The following is a 15,422-nucleotide window of genomic DNA, read 5'->3' as shown; positions in this document are numbered from 1 at the left end:
AGCGGCTTTGCTTGTGGAGTAGTCGAACGCGCGCTCCAGCGCGGGGAGGTACTCCAGCATGGTCGCGCGGAGCCGATTGATTGCGCGCACCCTGTCGTGGATGATGTTCAGGCGTCGAGCGGTCAGGAGTTTCAGGTCGACGCTGATCTGATCACCATCGTGAACGGGTTGGAGGTCGGTGCGCATCCGTGCCTGATCGGCGATGATTCGGGCATCTTTCGCATCTGTCTTGCCCTCACCGCGGTAGGTCGCAGCCGCATGGTGAATGATTCTGCCCGGGATATAGAGCAGCTGCTGCCCGTGAGCGACCAGCAGGGAAATCAGAAGAGCTGCGCCGCCTGAGTTCAGATCCGTCGCCCATACGACCTCGTGCCCATCGGCGATCTCGGTGACCGTGGCGATGATTTCAAGCAGCACGGTCTCGTCATTATCTATCCGTTGGGCGAGAAGCATCTCCCCGGACTGGTCGATCACGACGCAATGATGCGCCCGCTTTCCTGGATCGATTCCCGCCCATACTGCTGGCATCTANGGATCGATTCCCGCCCATACTGCTGGCATCTAAATGTTCCTTCCGTCTCGTTGATAGCAGTTTCCCTGTCGATAACCGCGCCGGCACGTCCTTACCCAGCGATCAATGTCGCAATTCTCAATCAGCGGTCGAGTCATCTGCGGGCAGCGGGCGGCCATTCCCAGTGAGCCGTTTATGCGGCAAGGCGATCACGGCCATACCCGCCACCCGAGGGTGATCGACACACTACGACAGTCCCGAAATCACCCACCACAACAACGTAAGGAAGGTGACCTCATTATCGGAACGGATGGGTCGGCGATCGGCACTCTCGTGGAACGCACGACCAAAGTCACAATACTCATCCACCTGCCGGCGATGGAAGGTTACGGGGTGCAGCCGCGGGTCAAGAATGGCCCGGCGATGGCTGGGCATGGGGCCGAGGCCACGAGGAAGGCTCTGGTGATCCAGATGGGTGCTCTGCCGTCGGCGATGCGTAAATCATTGACCTGGGATCGAGGCAAGGAGCTGGCCCAGCACGTGGAATTCACGCATGCGACCGGGATTGCCGTCTATTTCGCTGACGCCCACAGCCCGTGGCAACGACCATTGAATGAAAACACGAACGGACTGCTGCGCCAGTATTTCCCCAAAGGCACCGACCTCGCACGATGGGGCGCTAATGAACTCGACGCCGTTGCTCTGACGCTCAACAACCGACCACGCAAAATTCTTGGCTGGAGAACCCCCGCCGAGATGTGGGCAGAGCACCTACTATTGACCGAACAGGCCGGTGTTGCGACGACCAGTTGAACCCGCCGGGCATACTTCGTCCGTGCCTGCGGGCCAGTCTTGGACCCGCCTCGAGCGAGCTCTCGACTGATCGTGGCAGCAGACCGGCCCACCAGAGCAGCGATCGCCCGCACGCAGGAGGCCTACTGGGAATAGCACCAGGTCAGCCCGGGCGCCAAGCCCGGGCTGCTACCACCTCGTCAGAACAGCGCTACCAGGTGCCTGGACTGTCCTGTCTCAGCGCATCGTGGACACACGATCTCATGACATCGTGGACACGATGTCTCACAGCATCGGAGACACTTGCGGCGGTGATAGTTATGGAATGACGAATTCTCTTTCACCCCAGACTCGTGCCGCGATCATGAATTACGACCCGACCCAGCCTCACGCGCTGTCGATTATCGCGTTCTGTCGCTCTCTGAAGATCTCTCGGAGCGTGTTCTACAAGATCCGCGGACGAGCTGTCCACGAGGCTGCTGCTGCGCTGCACCCACGCTCCCGCGCCCCGAACGTCCCGGCCCGGCGTTATGGGCAGGTCGTCGTGAATGAGGTGGTGAAGATCCGCAAACAGCTCAAGACTGATGGCTGGGATTATGGTCCCCGATCGATCTACTACGAAGCGGCCATGGACAGCGGGTTCCCCGGAGGAAAGGTCCCCTCGGTGGCGACGATCGCACGTCTTCTGGCCAGCGTCGGGCAGGTGGACGCGTCACCGAGGAAGCGACCGAAGTCGTCCTACATCCCTTTCGTGCGCGCGACGGCGATGTCGCTGTGGCAACTGGACGCGTTCGAGTACCGGCTGGCGAACGGGCAGACCGTCACGGTGTATCAACTGCTCGACGACGCAAGCCGATACGACGTGGGCTCCGACGCGTATTCGCGTCACGAGAACAGTGCTGATGCTAAGGACGTACTCGAGCGGGCAATCGCCGCATGCGGGGCACCCCAGGAAGTGCTGTCGGATAACTCGCTGGCGTTCAACCAGCTGCGCGCAGGCAGAATCGGCTCCGTGGAGATCTATCTGGCTTCGAAAGGCACCATGCCGATCAGCGGGCTGCCGGGTAAGCCCACCACACAGGGCAAGAATGAGCGCTCCCATCAGACGTTGATCCGTTTCCTAGACGCTGAGTATTTGCAGGTTTGGGGGCCGCTGAATATTGCCTTCGGGAGCCACCCGTATTGCCCTGCGGTGCCAGGCTGTCGCTCGGTCGGGGGCCAGCGACGCCCGACCGCGCGACAGGATTATGCCTTGACATGGCCGGCGTGCTCTCGCATGTCGTGGCCGCCGGTCTCGACCCAGATAGTGTTGTGCACGGTGCGGTCCACGATCCCCTCGGCGTGAACCCCGGAACCGAGGCGCAGGTGCCTGGCTCTCCTTCCGCGTCACCCCACCTTGGCGAGCCCCTTATGAACTCTTCCCATTCAGGCTGCACGAACACACGCTCGTGCCCGTCACGGCTTGATAAACGCCGCCAAACACCGCAAGCACACTCTCGCGCGACATACCCTGCGCGAGTGCGATCGGGCGCCCCGTAATGCACTCGGCGCGGAGTTCGAGCACCACTTTCGTTTTGATCCTTCGTAAAACTGCAGATGGCACCCAACGGAAGTATTCAGTGGCCCCTTGACGCGCTGCTGGCCGCATTGTGCAGTGGCCCCGAATGACAATAAGGCCGGCCCCCAACAGCGCAAATACTCAACGCCGACCGGCCGGCCACTCTCGAGCATCTCCGTGTCCGGATCCAGCGTTTCCGGGAGCACTACAACAACCGCCGACCGCATCAAGCCCTTGAACAAGCTACGCCGCGGGCGGCGTGGGACTTGCTCGAGCACACGTCAGCGACCGAGCCGATCCCGCTGTCGGTGCTGGAAGCGAAAGCCTCGGAGTACCGGCGGGCTCGCTCGCGACGACAGTCGGACCTTCACCGGGCGTCGTTGACGATCTCCAAGACAGGGCAGGTTATGCCCGATGACAACGCACGGCCGCACACAGCGGATCAGTCACTCGTGGAGGTCACCAAAGCCAACCGGCAGGTCTACTTTCAGGGTTACCAGGTCTCCCTGCCGACGACGTACGCTGACCGCTCGTTCTACCGGACGATCACCGACGACGCGTTCTTGCTGACCGATCCCGTCACCGCTGAGATCGTGTTCTCATTCCCGCTGCCAATGTTCGCGCTAAACGTCCGAGGCCGATACGTTGCCTCCTACTCCATACAGGGCGTGGGCGTGGCCCACCCGACGAAGCCCTGGGAACGCAAGAACGCGGAGTATCAAACACAGTTCGCCCAGCGCCAGACTGATCTCCCCGCCGTGCTCGGTGAGCCAGGACGGTAGCTGTGCACGAAGCCGTGAGACCCAGCGTCCACGAAGTTCTGAGATCCACTGTCCACGATGTCACGCGATTACACACCAGGTGCCTGGACAAGCACTACTCGCCAGTTGGATAGAAAACACCAACGTGCAAAGGTGGCCAGCTCCGGGCAGCAGGGCGTGCTAAAGACCTATCCGCGAACAGCTGATCTGGCGAACCGACTCAGCCGCGGGCGAATCAACGTCACTTTCCGGATCACGGGTTTATCGTAGTGGCGACACGGATGCGCCGTCGTGCAAAACGGCGTCGGCTTCCTCGTCGTCGATGGCTTCCGGATGCCGCTTGAGATTGAGCAGGGCTATCCCCAGCCCTCCCCATACGGCTAACAGGGCGATGATCATCATGACGACCGCGGAGGTGCTCACGGGTTCTTCCTTTCCCCGGCTAGAGATCCTGATGCGGCGGTTTCGGGTAGGCCAATTTCGCCACCCTTGGCCTTGTCCGTGGCCGATTCATTCGCATCGAGTTCAGCGTCGAGGATCGGTTCATGGACATTTTTCTCATAAGCGGCGGATCGATGGCTCCACGGAATCTTCGAGAGCAGGTAGGCGATCAGTACCAAGGTAATCACCATGCCCCAGCCGAAGACGCCGACAAACCAGTCCGGCAAACCGCCGTAGCCCTCGCTGATCCTGGTGGTGAGGGTGTCGATCAGGATGTAACCCAGGACCACCGGAGTGACACCGCCGATGAAAATCTGCCAACTGCGGCCCAGCTTGACCGAGGACGTTGCATTGACGTGTTCGCGCAGCCGGGGAAGTGCGCTGAACCCAGCAGACATCGCCACCACGGCTACCAGTGCGACGGCAACAATTCCGAAGCTATTGACAAAGGCATCGGTCACATCGAGCAGGTTCAGGCCCGTCGTCGTTGGAAACAGCAGGATCGATATCAGGGCAATAGGGATGCCGACGACCAGCGCTGCCTTCACCCGCCGCAAGCCTAACTTGTCCTGAACGGCGGCAATGATGACTTCGACGATACTGATCAGCGACGTTAGACCGGCGAACACAAGCGAACCGAAAAACAGCACTCCCAACAGAACGCCCGCCGGCGCCTGCGCAATAATGGTCGGGAACGCAATGAATGCCAGACCGATACCGCTGACAGCGACTTCGTCCACACCAACCCCGCTCGATGCCGCCATGAATCCCAAGGCCGCAAAGACCCCGATGCCGGCCAGCAGCTCGAAACCGGAATTGGCGAAGCCGACGACGAACCCGGAACCGGTCAGATCAGTTTTCCGCCGCAGATAAGAGGAATACGTGATCATGATCCCAAAGGCCACCGACAGCGAGAAGAAGATCTGCCCATAGGCAGCCACCCAGATAGAACTGTCACCGAGCCGGGTCCAGTCCGGCGTGAAGAACGCATCCAATCCGGCCCAGGCACCCTCAAGAAACAGCGCTTGGACGACCAGAATGAGGAACATGATCAACAGCAACGGCATAAACACGATGGACGAGCGGGCAATCCCTTTTTGCACGCCCAAAGCCAGAATGGCGATAACCACGCCCCACACAAGAATCAACGGAATGAGCACGGAGGGCACGAAGTCGAAACCCAGGTTCACCTGATCGCTCACCTGAAGGAACTCGCCGGTAAAGAAACCCGCGGCGTCCTCGCCCCAAGCGGTGGTGAAGGAAAATATGAAATACATGCCAGCCCAGGCAATGATCACCGCGTAGTACACGGCAATGACGAAACAAATTCCTACTTGCCACCAGCCAATGGCTTCGGCTTTGGGATGCAGTCTCCGCATTGCCAGCGGAGGTGACCCACGGAATCGGTGCCCGATGGCATAATCGAGAAAAAGTAGCGGTATTCCGGCAGTGAGCAGGGCGACCAGATACGGGATAAGGAACGCCCCGCCGCCGTTTTCGTAGGCAACGTAAGGGAAGCGCCAGATATTGCCCAGTCCCACGGCGGACCCGATGGCAGCGAGAATGAACACTCTCCGCCCGGACCACATTTCACGTTGTGGACGCACGCTCACGTTCGAAGGCGCTTGGTGTGTCTTTCCCGATGCACTCACAATTATGATCCTCGCTGCAGACTCTCCTGGTGGGTAACCTTCTTCACGGTATCCCCGCCCCAGAAATCATGTCAAGACGCCCGACTAAATTGATTCGTAGAATCATTCGGAAGAGAGCCTCATAGAGATTGACATCTTTCGCTGACTTCAGGCATTACGAGGAAACTTTCGTTAGCGCCGCTTTTCAAAACGATACTTATGGTGAGTCGACGTATCCGTTCTGCCTAGGAGTCCAATGCGGCGCGTCCGCTCACACATACTCCGCGCGTTGGGGGCGCGTCACGGTCAAACCCAACACCGCTCAGTGACACACTGTAGAGCGTCGATCGCATCGACGCTCTACGTGCAGTGCGGTGGGCGGAAGCTTATTTGGCGGCTGCTTTGAGCTTGCTTCCGGCAGTGAGCTTGACGCGGTGACCCGCGGCAATGGCGATCTCCTCACCCGTCTGCGGATTACGACCGGTGCGCGCCGCAGTTGCAGTGCGCTCAACCCCGAACCATCCCGGGATGGTGACCTTGCTATCGTTCTTCACGGCCTCAGCGAGGGTTGCAAAGAATGTGTTCAGAATGCCATCTACTGCGACTTGGCTCTGTCCTGAATCGGCTGAAACCTTCGCGACGAGCTCAGTCTTGTTCAGCGAATTATCAGTCATTGAGTGTCCTCCTCGGACCTTTGCCTGTAAAACCAGGTATTCACATAAAGCGGGCGACGCTTCCAGAAAAAGCGTCCGGTCACCGGTGGTGACCGAATCGAATCTAACAGAGTGTGGGTTTCACGTTGTTATGGCAAAGTTTCTTCCGAACAAAATAGCGGCGTTTGTTGAGAGGTCTCACTAATACCGGCGCATTCCACGAAAAGAATGGCCAATCCGCTTTCTATCGCTGATACAACGCCGCCGTGAATCCGAAAGCCACGGCCGTAGGTAGACATACGGCGCCTCCGCCCATGTCCGCACAACCGATGCTAAAACCGAGGCCTGCGAGTCGCTGGGTTGCGTCCCCTCGTGTGGTGTAATTCCCGGGGTTGAAGTCGTTGGATTAACAACGTGGTGAACCACCGTGCGACGGTCAGTGAGTACCGATCAAAGAACTCACAGAAAGACACATCACACGACCCTTCTATGGTTGAAGTCAAGCAGAAAAATCGTGTCAGCAGAAAGGAAGCGGCAGGAAATCAGGGACGGTTCATTGAACTCTTGGGTGAAACGCCTACGTGCTGCGGTCATGCTGTTCTCTACTTTCAGTGAACCCTCATTTTAAGAGGGCCCACTGTCCGAGATATCCGCGGCAGCTCAAGACGCTATGTGACGTTGCATCGTGGGAGCCCGTCTAGGTAGGCCTGAATTACGCTTCTCGCGTTGATGGGCGCTGCCCCGGCCAGGCGGTACATCATCAGGGCATCGAGGAGTCCCACGAGATCTGCCGCGTAGTGTGACGGGTTCTCGACCCCGAGGACTTGCAGGACGGACTCTGCCCCCTGTGCCAAGAGTGTGCGGACCGGTGAGTCCAGGGTGTGGAGGGCGTGCAACTCCTCGTCGCCGCGGACTTCGAACAGCAGCGCGAAGCGGGACGACTGCTCGTCGGCCCGTCTAGCTAGATGGTCGAGCAACGTGGTCAACAATGCTGCTGCTTCGGATGCGGTCAGCGATGCGGGTAGGGAGAAGCTGTCGAGGTCCGTCCGTGTCTGTGTTCCGAGGTGCTTCACGACCAGCATGACGAGGTCGCGATGAGTACGGGCGTAGTAAGACGTCGAGCCTGGCGGCAGCGAGGCCTCTCGGTCGACCGCGCGATGGGTCAACGCCCGTACTCCGCCGCGGGTGATCAGTCTGACGCCTGCTTCAGCAATCAGTTGACGTCGTTGCATGTTGTCCTCACCTCGAGCTGCCTCTACGATCGTAGTAGGTTTTACTTTTGTAGAGGAAGGTGAGAAACGGGTGTGATTATGGGCGTTGCGGTCATAGGTGCGGGGAAGCTCGGCAGAGCGGTCCAGTTCGCGCTCTCCCTCCGAGGAGTGCCAGCGCAGCTCCACTCGCGCTCGACAGGCTTCGACGTGCTGCTCCCGGATGCCGGCGCGCATCTCGGGAATATTGATGTGGTGGTTGAAGCCACGGACATTTTCACGCAGGATCCGGAGACCGCCCGCGACTTCTTCGTCCGTTCGACGCGGGCCGTCAATGCAGCAGCTCGGGCAGCAGGGGCATCGAAGCACATCCTGGTGTCGATCGTGAACTGTGCGAAGCCCGAGTTGCACGGTAACGGCTACTACGCGGGCAAAGCAGAGCAGGAGCGTGTTGCCCGCGCCGAGAACGTAAACCTCACGATCGTGCGTTCGACGCTCTGGTACGAGTTCGCACGCCAGAACATCGAACGTTTGAGGTTCGGACCGTTTGCCGTCGTCCCGGCGATGACCACCCAGCCCATCGCACTATCCGCGGTTGCCGATGTGGTCGCCGACTGCGTTGTCGGTGAACGCTGCGGGCCCGGCTACGACGTGGCGGGACCTGAAGTCACGACTCTGTGGCGGATGACCAAGGCACTCCCTAACAAGAAGGTCTTGGCATTGCCGGTTCGTGCGCCGGGCGCTGCCGGTCGTGCTTTCCGTGATGGAGCCTTGTTGCCGATGCCAGACGTCGAAGTGATCGGCCCTCGATTCGTGGACTGGCTCTCGCAGGAGGGCTCGTGACACGAAACCATTTCGCCGTCCGGAAGGAACAGCTGCTGACATGAACATGCTTCGCACGGCCTTGTCCGATGGCACGACGTTGCTGATGCCCAACGTCTGGGACGTTCGTTCTGCCCAGGTTGCGTTAGAGAGCGGATTCTCGGTGGTTGGAACCTCCAGCGCTGCGATAGCGGCAGTACTGGGCGGGGGTGATGCTGAACAGACATCCGTTGATGACATGGTGGGTTGGAATCGGAGGATCGTCCGCGCGGTTTCACCTTCCAGCGTCAACGTGGATCTGGAGTCAGGTTACGGTCTATCTGCCGCCGAGATTGCTGACGTTGTCCGCGATATTGGCTGTGCTGGAATCAATATCGAGGACTCGAATCACGACGGCGATGGCAGTCAGCTCGATCGTGAATCCCAGGCGATTAAGCTTGCGGAAATCGGTGCTCATTTTGAGAAGATTCCCGGGCGCCCCGTGCTCACCGCCCGAGTGGACTCCATGCTCGACCTCATCCATGAGGGCACGTACGGCGATAGCCCGCTGGCTGACGGGCGCGTCGACGACTGCGCCGAACGCGCACTCGCATACCTCCACGCAGGAGCCGACGTTGTCTTCCCCATCGGCCTGAACAGCAGGCGTCAGTTCCAGAGATTCTTCGCGCGCGTACCTGCCCGAAGCACATCACTACTCATCCCTTTTCTCGACAACCGTATCGACTTCGTGCGAGGTCTCGGCGTCACGAGAATCTCATTCGGAGGAACCTCCCGCGACGCGAGCGATGACTCCTTCCGCCACAGGCTACGACGCCTCGGCGGGAACGCTGGTCCACTGCGCCTGGCTATCCGCGCAGGAAGCGGATGGCTTGGCAGACGACTCATTCCGCTAAACCACCGCCTCGAGAACGAAGGGTGATTTAAGATCGAGCTGGTCGCCGGAGACCACCAAGCGTTCTCTTGCGGGCGCGACGCCCGGTACTCGTAGACATCGGTCGGTCAACTTGAAGGTCGCCCGTTAAGCGTTCCTCTTGCAGGTACTGAGCGCCAGTTGAGCACCGGCACCCGAGATCTGACGCGCTCGGTTATAGAGATCAGTAGAGTGCACCGGCCGCATTTGCCACGATAGAAGTGTTGGCGGGCGATCACCTGCGGAATTATTCGTCGCCAGAAGTGACGAGTTAGGAAATCGCAGACGAGTCCAGAGTGGTCGAGCTGCCTGATCAGCTGCCGGGCGACCGTGACTAGGCTGGCGTCATGAGCAAATGGCGGGGAATCGGCGACGTTGCTACCGTCAATGACCACGCAACCGCCCCTGCCAAGAGGGGCGGCTTCGACTTGCTTACTCTCGGGTCCGCGTTTGTGACTTTCGTGCTGACCTTCGAGCTCGTACGCCGCGCGTTTTCAGCAAGCTTGAGCCCGCAGCCGCCGACCTCGGACATCGTGGGCTACTGGGTGACCGCCGGAATCATGGTCGCCCTTCAAGTCGGGCTTCTCGTGAGGGCAATCGTGCGGCGTCGGGTCGGCCTCGTGTTCATCGCGAGCGTCGCGTTGATCATGGCTCTTGGAGTGGCGCTGTTGATGTCAGTGCCAAGGATCGACTGGCGCCCTGAACCCCCGGCTTCAACGATTAACCCGAATTATCACCCCTGCTACAGCGGAAGCGGTGACTGCATCGGGGGCTGAGTTCAAGGGCCCTTTACTGCGTGCAGGTCGTGAGTCCGGGGGTTCGTCGTACGGGGCGGCTCTTGCCTTTTGACACAGCGAGTTCGACATCCGCTCACTGAAATCCGTATTATCCGCCGGTGAACATCGCAATGCCCGTCTCGGCACCCGCGTCGGCGCAAGCGAGGGACAGCTTGTCGAGGCCGTCGTTCCACTCCGCGGACCCAATTCCACTCGATGTCATGGCGCCGAGGCTGATTACGGGTGCAGCGTCCCTGAGAGCGACGGTTGCCTCGCTAACGTCGCCACTTCCGCTGGTCGGCACCCGATCCAGTACGCGCGTGGCCAGCCGGTACCAGCCCTGTTGTTCCTGAGTGGCCATCCGACCATCCCGAAGACCAGCATCGGCGTTCGCGGTAATTGTCAGAACATCGCCGAAAGCGGTGCATGTCACCGCGTCCGTTGTGGATGTGGTGGCTGGCAGAGTCGGGCTTACAGCAGGTGCGGAATCTGCGGTGCACCCGGACAGCGCCAGCGCACCGGCCAGAGCGAACGAAGCAACTAAGACGTTCCAGTATCTCATTGGGGCTTCCCCAGGGCTCACAGTTGAACTTCACCCTATCGGACCACAAGCGTGAGCCGCTCGGGGACACCGGCGCCTTCGCTCACGCCCGCCCGAACGTCCCGTAAAGGTTCCCAAGTGACACGACGGCGGCTCGCGGCCGACGGGTGGATCGGCGGATGAAAGTCCAATTTGGCTCAGGACATAGTCTGGAAGGTGTGATCTCTCTGGAACCCACCTTCGTCCCGTCGACATCCGCCTTGACCGATGAGTTCCAGGAAACGTCCCCTCACGACAATGCCATCGCCGACGTCGTCAGCACACCAGGCCTGGGACTCGTTCCGGAACTTCTCATCACCTCTGTCGACGAGAGCTTGGATTTTTGGTGCCGTCTGTGCGGATTCGAGGTGTTGTACGACCGCCCAGAGGACGGCTTCGCCTATATCGCGAGCGGTACCGCACACATCATGCTTGAGACAATGGGCATAGGACGCAATTGGATACCGGCAGCGTTAGAGCTGCCCTTGGGCCGCGGGATCAACTTTCAAATCACCGTCCCATCGATTGAGCCTATTGTGGCCGCTCTCCGTGTCGCCAGCTGGGACCTATTTATGGAACCGGAGACGAAATGGTATCGGACCGGCGCCATCGAGGCTGGTGTCGGTCAGTTTCTCGTTCAGGATCCTGATGGATATTTGATTAGATTCCAGGCGTCCCTGGGTAGAAGGCCTGTTGAACCAACATCGGTGTTGTCGCAGTAGTAGCGATATTGCGATAGTTAGTGGCCCCGGGCGAGAATGCCATGCGCGATGGATCCGGCGTTTGGTCGTCCCGTAGAGGGTTCCTCGAAAGGGATCCTCGTGGTCGCGATTGATGCGGCGGAGATGGCCAGAGCGAAGCCACGGAGCATCAAAGCCGCGATAGGCAGGAAGAACATCCACAACGGTTGCGTGTTCGAGACCTCGAGGAACGCGGAGAGAATTCCGGGTCTACGTCGGCGAGGCCATCTGGTTCAGCGCAGCCATGTGCTGAACGAAGGCATTTCTGCCGATATCGGTCAGTGAGATCCACGCTGGGGGCCGACCCGGGCCCTGGGGTTCACCTGTCTGTACTTTCACGTAGCCGGCCTCGGTGAGCCGCTTCAGGTGTTTGCTCAAGGCGGATTCACTGAGGTCGGCGACGTCCCGCAGGACCCGGGACTCCAACGCCGTCGTCGCAGCGAGCGCGGAACATATTCGCAGACGTGCAAGTTCGTGAATGAGCGGATTCAGCGTCTGAACCGACAGCTCAGGATGGGAGCTCACGAGTTCGGGTCTCGCAACTGGGCCCGCAAGGAGTTGTCGTAGGCCCTGCCAGCGACGACGGTGACCACTAGGGCTACAGCAGCCAGTATCCAGGGCGCCTGCCCGATGCCGAACTCGTGTCCGAACAGATAGGACAACACGCAGGAGGCGATAAGGGTGGCCAGGACGATGGCCAGCAATGCCCGCCCACGCTTGCCTCCATCGGGGGCATGCGGTCCACGCAAATCGACCCCCGACAAGTTGCGGTACAGCAATCCCAGCCCCAAAGTGCCCACAAGCACGAGCGGCAGCACGACCAGGCCCTTGCCGATCGATCCGCCGACAGCCAGAACAAGCAGTCCCATCAAGAGTCCCAGCGCCGGGTGATACCACCACGGCGTCGAGATGCGCTCCGCCAGCTTCAGCCGCGCCTCAGCCGCAGCAGCCAGTCCTGCAGATACACCATTGTTTCTTTCCATACAAGCAATTTACTAGATATGTGCCCATGAGGCAACTAACCCGTAGCAACGATGCAGGCAGACCATCCAAGGGCTCTTACTTTCCCGTAGGGGGTTCCGCTTGCGGGCGTCCGTGAGTAAGCCGGCCGCGAGTTGGCTTTCCCATACAGTGAAGGCATGCCCCAAAACGTTGTCCTGATCCGTTCAGCTGAGCTTTCCGATGTGGCACAGTATGCCTACGCGGCAACAGCTCCCGCTGAGGCTCGCCTCATCTTTCTGGCCGGCGCCTGCCCGCTCAATCTCGATGGCAGCACCGCAGGAGTCGGAGACTACTCGGCGCAGGCCACCAAGGCGATGGAAAACCTCGTTATCGCCCTGCACGCAGCAGGCGCCCGACTCGATGATGTCCTGAGCACACGAGTTCTCGTCGCATCCTCCAATCAGAGCGACCTCGTCAAGGCTTGGGCAGTCATTCGCGAGGCCTTTGGCACGCATGACGTACCGAGCACGCTCTTAGGAGTCACCGTCCTCGGCTATACCGATCAGCTCGTAGAGATTGAAGCCGTCGCTGCAGTGCTCGACTGACGAGGCCGCCCCGTAAGGGGTTCCCCTGTGACACAGAACCGCACCGGCCGACTGGCTTCGAATCTCGCGACCAGATCAGTGTCAACAGCCGTCCGGCTTGCGGTCACGGTGCGACGACGACCTGGACGTCGTCTTCGTACAAGATCAGGCCGGGATCTTTGCATCGACGTTCGACCCACCCAACGCCGTAGCGATCCAAGAGGTTCAAGTATCCAGTCGCTCGCGTCAGAAGATGATCAGCACCCGCTTTGAACCAGCAGACGGTGCGGGGATGGACGGAACGGTCGAAGAGCGTGCTGTCGATCGCCCCTGGGTTGGCGTAGGCCACGTTGAACCAGTCATTGTTTTCGCGCCACCAGACGAAGTCCTCGTCGCTGAGCATGTTGGAGTGAGCAAGCCCGTTTGCAAGCGCAAAGATCTCTGGCGTCATACCGCGTGAGTTCGTGATCGTTGCCTCGAAGCGCACATACATAGCTGAGAGCATGCCAGCATGCGTTGCTGAAAACGCGCGCGGCGCGACCCGCCCGCTGAGGGTTGGCGGATTCAGCTGGACAGGAATTTTAAGTTGGACAAGATGTGCACGCTCCTGCATTTCGTCGCGGTGTCGGCAGACCCCCAATCGGGCCCGGCGAGCGTTCCTTGGGAGATGGCGACGCCCGTGACACCCATACGCTGGGGGATGAGTCATCGACCGGACGTCATTCTCGTCCACGGGTTATGGCATCAGCCTGCGCATTTCGATCGTCTGACAGCCGTTCTTCGTGCGCACGGGATCGGCGTGCACGTTCCGCGCCTGCATCGGGGCTCGCTCACGAACGACACAGCGGCGGTGCAGAGTGTCGTGGACGCGCTTCCGGTCCCGCCGGTTGTCTTGGGGCATTCGTATGGGGGTTCCGTTATCACCGGCCTCGATCGGGTGCGTCACCTCGTCTACGTCGCGGCATTCGTGCCGGCCGTAGGTGAAAACGGTGCGCTCCTCGGCGGCACGGGCGCTCTCGTCAACGACGCGGTGCGGCGCAACACGGACGGAACGACCAGCATCCCGGCTGAGCACGCTCGCGGGCTTCTGTACGCCGACTGCACGGAATCTCTCAGTGCATGGGCGTCGGGACTGCTCGTGCCACAGCAGCCGGGTCACGGCCGCGGCGTGCCACAACGCGTCGCTTGGACAAACGTCGAAAGCACCTATGTCAAATGTGTGTCGGCGGACATGAGAAGCTGCCCATAAGCGGCCACGGAACCTTGGATTCCATCTGTCGTTGCAACACCGCGCTGATTAAGTACTGATTAGTAGATCACGGAATCGCTCTGCCGGGGTGTCCCAGCCGAGCGTTTTGCGGGGTCGGCCGTTCAGTTCCTGCGCGACCCGTTCCAGATCCTCGGGGCTATAGACCGATAGGTCGCTTCCCTTCGGGAAATACTGGCGCAGGAGCCCGTTGGTGTTCTCGTTCGAGCCCCGCTGCCAGGGGCTGGCCGGGTCGCAGAAGTACACCGGCATGTCTGTCGCTGTGGTGAATGACTTGTGGGTCGACATCTCTGATCCCTGGTCCCAGGTCAGCGACCCGCGGAGGTGTGCCGGCAGGGTGCCGATCGTGGCCACCAGACCGTCACGGACAGCGTCCGCTGTGTGGGCTCCGGGCAGGTGGACGAGCATGACGTAACGGGTGGTGCGCTCGACCAGGGTCGCGATCGCGGTCTTGTTGAGTCTGCCGGTGATGAGGTCACCTTCCTTACGTTGTTGTGGTGGGTGATTTCGGGACTGTCGTAGTGTGTCGATCACCCTCGGGTGGCGGGTATGGCTGAGATCGCCTTGCCGCATAAACGGCTCACTGGGAATGGCCGCCCGCTGCCCGCAGATGACTCGACCGCTGATTGAGAATTGCGACATTGATCGCTGGGTAAGGACGTGCCGGCGCGGTTATCGACAGGGAAACTGCTATCAACGAGACGGAAGGAACATTCAGATGCCAGCAGTATGGGCGGGAATCGATCCAGGAAAGCGGGCGCATCACTGCGTCGTGATCGACCAGTCCGGGGAGATGCTTCTCGCCCAACGGATAGATAACGACGAGACCGTGCTGCTTGAAATCATCGCCACGGTCACCGAGATCGCCGATGGGCACGAGGTCGTATGGGCGACGGATCTGAACTCAGGCGGCGCAGCTCTCCTGATTTCCCTGCTGGTCGCTCACGGGCAGCAGCTGCTCTATATCCCGGGCAGAATCATTCACCACGCGGCTGCGACCTACCGCGGTGAGGGCAAGACAGACGCGAAAGATGCCCGAATCATCGCCGATCAGGCACGGATGCGCACCGACCTCCAACCCGTTCACGATGGTGATCAGATCAGCGTCGACCTGAAACTCCTGACCACTCGACGCCTGAACATCATCCACGACAGGGTGCGCGCAATCAATCGGCTCCGCGCGACCATGCTGGAGTACCTCCCCGCGCTGGAGCGCGCGTTCGACTACTCCACAAGCAAAGCCGCT

Annotated in this window: 17 protein-coding genes and 5 pseudogenes; 11 read left to right on the top strand and 11 right to left on the bottom strand. The window is 60.3% G+C overall.

Annotation, left to right across the window (positions count from 1 at the left end; genetic code table 11):
• On the bottom strand, positions 1 to 528 hold a 528-nt coding region (locus E3T35_RS12995), incomplete at its 3' end, for a transposase (protein WP_134379465.1).
• A 268-nt stretch (positions 529 to 796) separates the two neighbouring features.
• On the opposite strand from E3T35_RS12995, the pseudogene E3T35_RS12990 reads away from it, so the two are divergent.
• Positions 797 to 1,324 (top strand): annotated as a pseudogene (locus tag E3T35_RS12990) (IS30 family transposase); the annotation flags it as partial.
• Between the two features lie 53 nt (positions 1,325 to 1,377).
• Here the strand turns inward: E3T35_RS12990 and E3T35_RS20230 are convergent.
• Positions 1,378 to 1,437: pseudogene (locus E3T35_RS20230) on the bottom strand (helix-turn-helix domain-containing protein); the annotation flags it as partial.
• Positions 1,438 to 1,628: 191 nt separating this feature from the next.
• Between E3T35_RS20230 and E3T35_RS12980 the strand changes: the two are divergent.
• From E3T35_RS12980 to E3T35_RS19835, 3 genes and pseudogenes are all read left to right on the top strand, one after another.
• Positions 1,629 to 2,432: pseudogene (locus E3T35_RS12980) on the top strand (DDE-type integrase/transposase/recombinase); the annotation flags it as partial.
• Positions 2,433 to 2,998: 566 nt separating this feature from the next.
• Positions 2,999 to 3,100 (top strand): annotated as a pseudogene (locus tag E3T35_RS20225) (integrase core domain-containing protein); the annotation flags it as partial.
• 168 nt (positions 3,101 to 3,268) lie between these two features.
• A complete protein-coding gene (locus E3T35_RS19835; RefSeq protein WP_241988847.1) occupies positions 3,269 to 3,643 on the top strand; it encodes a hypothetical protein in 375 nt (124 codons plus the stop codon).
• Between the two features lie 240 nt (positions 3,644 to 3,883).
• Here the strand turns inward: E3T35_RS19835 and E3T35_RS12970 are convergent, their stop codons facing one another.
• The 4 genes from E3T35_RS12970 to E3T35_RS12955 all read right to left on the bottom strand — a co-directional run bounded on the left by E3T35_RS12970 (position 3,884) and on the right by E3T35_RS12955 (position 7,792).
• Positions 3,884 to 4,045 carry a methionine/alanine import family NSS transporter small subunit gene (locus E3T35_RS12970; RefSeq protein WP_134344795.1) on the bottom strand — a complete coding sequence of 54 codons (162 nt, stop codon included), beginning with the start codon at positions 4,043 to 4,045 and terminating at the stop codon, positions 3,884 to 3,886.
• A complete protein-coding gene (locus E3T35_RS12965; RefSeq protein ID WP_134345001.1) occupies positions 4,042 to 5,652 on the bottom strand; it encodes a sodium-dependent transporter in 1,611 nt (536 codons plus the stop codon). Before E3T35_RS12965 ends, E3T35_RS12970 begins: the two co-directional genes overlap by 4 nt.
• Positions 5,653 to 6,080: 428 nt before the next feature.
• A complete protein-coding gene (locus E3T35_RS12960) occupies positions 6,081 to 6,368 on the bottom strand; it encodes an HU family DNA-binding protein (protein ID WP_134344794.1) in 288 nt (95 codons plus the stop codon).
• A gap of 647 nt (positions 6,369 to 7,015) precedes the next feature.
• Positions 7,016 to 7,792, bottom strand: coding sequence for a TetR/AcrR family transcriptional regulator (locus E3T35_RS12955; protein WP_198421027.1), 777 nt, complete (start codon positions 7,790 to 7,792; stop codon positions 7,016 to 7,018).
• Between E3T35_RS12955 and E3T35_RS12950 the strand changes: the two genes are divergently transcribed.
• The 3 genes from E3T35_RS12950 (at position 7,766) to E3T35_RS12940 (ending at position 10,063) form a co-directional block, all read left to right on the top strand.
• Positions 7,766 to 8,398 (top strand): NAD(P)H-binding protein, encoded by a 633-nt coding sequence (locus E3T35_RS12950; RefSeq protein WP_198417723.1) that lies wholly within the window; start codon positions 7,766 to 7,768, stop codon positions 8,396 to 8,398. The genes E3T35_RS12955 and E3T35_RS12950 overlap by 27 nt on opposite strands.
• A gap of 40 nt (positions 8,399 to 8,438) precedes the next feature.
• Entirely contained in the window at positions 8,439 to 9,296 is an 858-nt protein-coding gene (locus E3T35_RS12945; protein WP_134344791.1) for an isocitrate lyase/phosphoenolpyruvate mutase family protein, read from the top strand.
• A 338-nt stretch (positions 9,297 to 9,634) separates the two neighbouring features.
• A complete protein-coding gene (locus tag E3T35_RS12940; RefSeq protein WP_134344790.1) occupies positions 9,635 to 10,063 on the top strand; it encodes a DUF6234 family protein in 429 nt (142 codons plus the stop codon).
• A gap of 109 nt (positions 10,064 to 10,172) precedes the next feature.
• On the opposite strand, the gene E3T35_RS12935 is transcribed toward E3T35_RS12940, so the two are convergent.
• Positions 10,173 to 10,424 (bottom strand): hypothetical protein, encoded by a 252-nt coding sequence (locus E3T35_RS12935; protein WP_134344789.1) that lies wholly within the window; start codon positions 10,422 to 10,424, stop codon positions 10,173 to 10,175.
• Between the two features lie 359 nt (positions 10,425 to 10,783).
• On the opposite strand from E3T35_RS12935, the gene E3T35_RS12930 reads away from it, so the two are divergent.
• Positions 10,784 to 11,365 carry a VOC family protein gene (locus E3T35_RS12930; protein WP_198417722.1) on the top strand — a complete coding sequence of 194 codons (582 nt, stop codon included), beginning with the start codon at positions 10,784 to 10,786 and terminating at the stop codon, positions 11,363 to 11,365.
• 228 nt (positions 11,366 to 11,593) lie between these two features.
• Here the strand turns inward: E3T35_RS12930 and E3T35_RS19340 are convergent, their stop codons facing one another.
• Together E3T35_RS19340 and E3T35_RS19335 are read right to left on the bottom strand one after the other, a co-directional pair.
• Positions 11,594 to 11,908, bottom strand: coding sequence for a transcriptional regulator (locus E3T35_RS19340; RefSeq protein WP_166789945.1), 315 nt, complete (start codon positions 11,906 to 11,908; stop codon positions 11,594 to 11,596).
• A complete protein-coding gene (locus tag E3T35_RS19335; RefSeq protein WP_166789944.1) occupies positions 11,905 to 12,366 on the bottom strand; it encodes a hypothetical protein in 462 nt (153 codons plus the stop codon). Before E3T35_RS19335 ends, E3T35_RS19340 begins: the two co-directional genes overlap by 4 nt.
• A gap of 156 nt (positions 12,367 to 12,522) precedes the next feature.
• Here E3T35_RS19335 and E3T35_RS12920 point away from each other — a divergent pair, with 156 nt between their 5' ends.
• A complete protein-coding gene (locus E3T35_RS12920) occupies positions 12,523 to 12,930 on the top strand; it encodes a RidA family protein (protein WP_134344787.1) in 408 nt (135 codons plus the stop codon).
• Positions 12,931 to 13,033: 103 nt separating this feature from the next.
• Here the strand turns inward: E3T35_RS12920 and E3T35_RS12915 are convergent, their stop codons facing one another.
• A complete protein-coding gene (locus E3T35_RS12915; protein WP_241987682.1) occupies positions 13,034 to 13,522 on the bottom strand; it encodes a hypothetical protein in 489 nt (162 codons plus the stop codon).
• Between the two features lie 66 nt (positions 13,523 to 13,588).
• On the opposite strand from E3T35_RS12915, the gene E3T35_RS12910 reads away from it, so the two are divergent.
• Complete coding sequence (locus tag E3T35_RS12910; RefSeq protein WP_166789943.1) at positions 13,589 to 14,158, top strand: alpha/beta hydrolase; 570 nt, start codon at positions 13,589 to 13,591, stop codon at positions 14,156 to 14,158.
• A gap of 48 nt (positions 14,159 to 14,206) precedes the next feature.
• Here E3T35_RS12910 and E3T35_RS12905 read toward each other — a convergent pair.
• Positions 14,207 to 14,659 (bottom strand): annotated as a pseudogene (locus tag E3T35_RS12905) (IS30 family transposase); the annotation flags it as partial.
• Between the two features lie 235 nt (positions 14,660 to 14,894).
• Here E3T35_RS12905 and E3T35_RS12900 point away from each other — a divergent pair.
• On the top strand, positions 14,895 to 15,422 hold a 528-nt coding region (locus E3T35_RS12900), incomplete at its 3' end, for a transposase (protein ID WP_134379461.1).

Origin of the sequence: Cryobacterium sp. TMT1-2-2 (genome assembly GCF_004403505.1) — a bacterium.
Taxonomy (GTDB): domain Bacteria; phylum Actinomycetota; class Actinomycetes; order Actinomycetales; family Microbacteriaceae; genus Cryobacterium; species Cryobacterium flavum.
This window is presented reverse-complemented; position numbering and strand designations above follow the sequence as displayed.